We start from the raw sequence: 3,261 nt of genomic DNA on the forward strand, positions 1-3,261 counted from the left end.
GCGAGCCTTCCGCTCGCCGCCGCGGCGGCCCCCGCCGCCGCGGCCGGGAAGTCCGCCGGCGGCCGGAGCCGCACTCTCTTCATCGCCGGAGACTCCACGGCCGCGCAGAAGTACGCGGACGCCGCGCCGGAGACCGGGTGGGGCATGGCCCTCCCCTTCTTCCTGGACAAGCGGCTGCGCGTCGCCAACCACGCGGTGAACGGACGGAGTTCCAAGAGTTTCGTCGACGAGGGCCGGCTGGACGCCCTGCTGGACCGGATCAGGCCCGGTGACCTGCTGCTGGTCCAGTTCGGCCACAACGACGCGAAGAGCGCCGACCCCGCCCGGTACACCGAGCCCTGGTCGACGTACCAGGCACATCTGCGCCGTTACGTCGAAGGGGCCCGCGAACGTGGCGCCCGGCCGGTGTTCGCGACGTCCGTGGAGCGGCGGCGGTTCGACGCGCGGGGGACCGCGGTCCCGACGCACGGCGACTACCCGGCCGCGATGCGGGCGCTGGCCGCAGAGGAGGGGACGGCGCTGCTGGACGTGCAGACCCTGTCGATCGCCCGTTGGCAGGAGCTGGGTCCGGAGGGCACCAAGGCGTACTTCAACTGGACGCCGGAAGAGCAGGACAACACGCACTTCAATCCGCCGGGCGCGATCGCCGTGGCACGGATGGTCGCCGAAGCACTGCTGAGCGCCGGCGTGATCGCGCCGCGCGACGTCCGCCGGCTCGAGGACGAGGTCCCCGAGTCGTGGATCACCTGGCCCGCCGCCGACTGAACGGGAAGAGAGCCGCATCATGCACCGCACCACGCACACGCTGAGATGTCAGAGACGCATCATCGCAACGGCCCTGGGATGCACCGCACTGGTCCTGACCGCCACCGCGGCGGCGAACGCCACTCCCCACCGGGACCCCGCCCGCCAGACCCTGCCCGACCGGGACGGCTGGGCCTCGCTCGGCACCGGCACCACCGGCGGCGCCGCGGCCCGCCCCGCACAGGTGCACACCGTCACCACCTGGGAGGAGTTCCGGACCGCGCTCGCCGGCGACGGCGACGCACCCCGGATCATCAAGGTCAAGGGCACCCTCGACGCCACCGCGTCCGGCTGCGCCGCGTTCGAGGAGGAGGGCTACGACTTCGACACCTACCTCGCCGACTACGACCCCGCGGTATGGGGCTACGACACCCCCGTCAGCGGCCCCCAGGAAGACCTGCGCGCCGCGTCGGCGGACAACCAGGCGCAGGCGATCAAGGCGTACGTACCGGCGAACACCACCATCGTCGGCGTCGGCCGGGACGCGGCCATCGTCGGCGCCAGTCTCCAGGTCAAGGACGTCGACAACGTCATCGTCCGCAACCTCACCCTCGAGAGCCCGCTGGACTGCTTCCCGCAGTGGGACCCGACGGACGGCGCGACGGGCGCGTGGAACTCCGAGTACGACAGCCTCGTGGTGCACGGGTCCACCCACGTGTGGATCGACCACAACACGTTCACCGACGGGCGTCACCCCGACAGTTCGCTGCCGTCCTACTACGGCGAGGTGTACCAGCAGCACGACGGCGAGCTCGACATCGTCAGGGGCGCCGACCTGGTGACGGCCTCCTGGAACGTCTTCGCCGACCACGACAAGACCCTGATGATCGGCAACAGCGACAGCGCCGGCGACACGGACCGCGGCAAACTGCGGGTCACGCTGCACCACAACCTGTTCCGGGACATCGTCGAGCGCGCGCCGCGCGTCCGCTTCGGCAAGGTCGACACGTACAACAACCACTACATCGTCGACAAGGACGCCTACGCCTACAGCTTCGGCATCGGCGCGGAGTCCCAGCTCGTCGCGGAGGCGAACTCGTTCACGCTCCCGGCCGGTGTGGGCGCGGGCCGGATCCTCAAGAAATGGAAGGACTCCCCCGTCACCGCCGAGCGCAACCACGTCAACGGCCGGCCGGTCGACCTGGTGGCCGTCCACAACGCGGAACTGCCGGAGGAGACGCTGCGGTCGGGCGCCGGCTGGACGCCGACGCTGCGCACCCGCCTCGACCACCCGCGGGCGGTGCCCGCGCTGGTCGTCCACCGGGCGGGCGCGGGCCGGCTGCGCTGAGACGGGAAGGAGCCTCATCATGGCCACGCACTCCCAGGGCGCGGCGGTCGGCCGCCGCGCCCTGCTCGCCGCCGGGGCCGGAGCGGCACTCGCGGCGGCGGTGCACAGTCCCGCCCGGGCCGTCACGGACCGCTCCCCCTTCGGGCCGTTCGGTTCGCCGGCGGCCCGGCGCGGCAGCCGGACACTGTACGTCCACCCGGGCGGGCTCGGCGACCACACCACCGTCCAGGGCGCGGTGGCCGCGGCGGGCTGCCCGGGCTTCACGATCGTCGTCGCCCCGGGGGTCTACCGCGAGGTGGTGACGATCGGCGAGGCCCTCGCGGGTCTCACGCTGATCGGCGCGGGCCCGGACCCCCGTGACACCGTCGTCGTGTACGACAACGCCGCCGGAACCGCGAAGCCGGACGGCTCGGGTACGTACGGCACCAGCGGCTCCGCCACCACCACGGTCCGCGCCGCCGGGTTCACCGCCCGCCGGATCACCTTCGCCAACGACTGGCTGCGGGCGGACCATCCGGAGATCAGCGCCACCCAGGCCGTGGCGATCAAGGTGAGCGGCGACCGTTCCGCGTTCCACCACTGCCGTTTCCTGGGCCACCAGGACACCCTGTACGCCGACTCGCCCTCCGTGTCCGCCGTCGCCCGGCAGTTCTTCTCGCACTGCTACGCGGAGGGGGACGTCGACTTCGTCTTCGGACGCGGGCGAGCCGTGTTCGAGCACTGCCGTTTCCACACCCTCGCCAGGGACGTGGACTTCACACCCAAGGGCATGGTGTTCGCCCCGTCCACCGCGCGGGACAACCCGTACGGCTACCTCGCCGTGCGGTGCCGGATCAGCAGCGGCGCGGAGGACGGCGCGTACAAGCTCTCCCGGCCGTGGGTGCCGAGTTCGGACCCGGGCGCGTGGCCGTCGCTGGTGGTCCGCGACAGCGTGATCGGTCCGGGGATCGACGCGGTGGAGCCGTACACGAACATGCGGGACACCTACCCGTGGCAGGCGCAGCGGTACGCCGAGTACCGCAACACCGGTCCCGGAGCCCGGATCACCGTGCCGGAGAACCGTCCCCAACTGAGCCTCGTCCAGGCGAGGTCGGCGACGCGCGAGGTGTATCTCGGCGACTGGGCGCCGTGGCGGAGCACCGGCTGACACCGCCGGTACCGGTACGACG

Annotated in this window: 3 protein-coding genes; all 3 read left to right on the plus strand. The window is 72.2% G+C overall.

Going from position 1 to position 3,261, the window contains the following annotated elements; all coding sequences use genetic code 11:
* On the plus strand, positions 1-765 hold a 765-nt coding region (locus ACWGH4_RS33280), incomplete at its 5' end, for a rhamnogalacturonan acetylesterase (RefSeq protein WP_453467415.1).
* Positions 766-784: 19 nt separating this feature from the next.
* A complete protein-coding gene (locus ACWGH4_RS33285; protein ID WP_453467417.1) occupies positions 785-2,092 on the plus strand; it encodes a pectate lyase family protein in 1,308 nt (435 codons plus the stop codon).
* Positions 2,093-2,111: 19 nt separating this feature from the next.
* A complete protein-coding gene (locus ACWGH4_RS33290) occupies positions 2,112-3,239 on the plus strand; it encodes a pectinesterase family protein (protein WP_453467419.1) in 1,128 nt (375 codons plus the stop codon).
* The last annotated feature ends 22 nt before the right edge of the window (positions 3,240-3,261 follow it).

Source organism: Streptomyces sp. NPDC054847 (assembly GCF_053610925.1).

Bases quoted from the DNA above. Each gene is read 5' to 3' on its own strand.
- ACWGH4_RS33290 (WP_453467419.1), top strand. From the start codon at position 2,112: ATGGCCACGCACTCCCAGGGCGCGGCGGTCGGCCGCCGCGCCCTGCTC.
- ACWGH4_RS33285 (WP_453467417.1), top strand. From the start codon at position 785: ATGCACCGCACCACGCACACGCTGAGATGTCAGAGACGCATCATCGCA.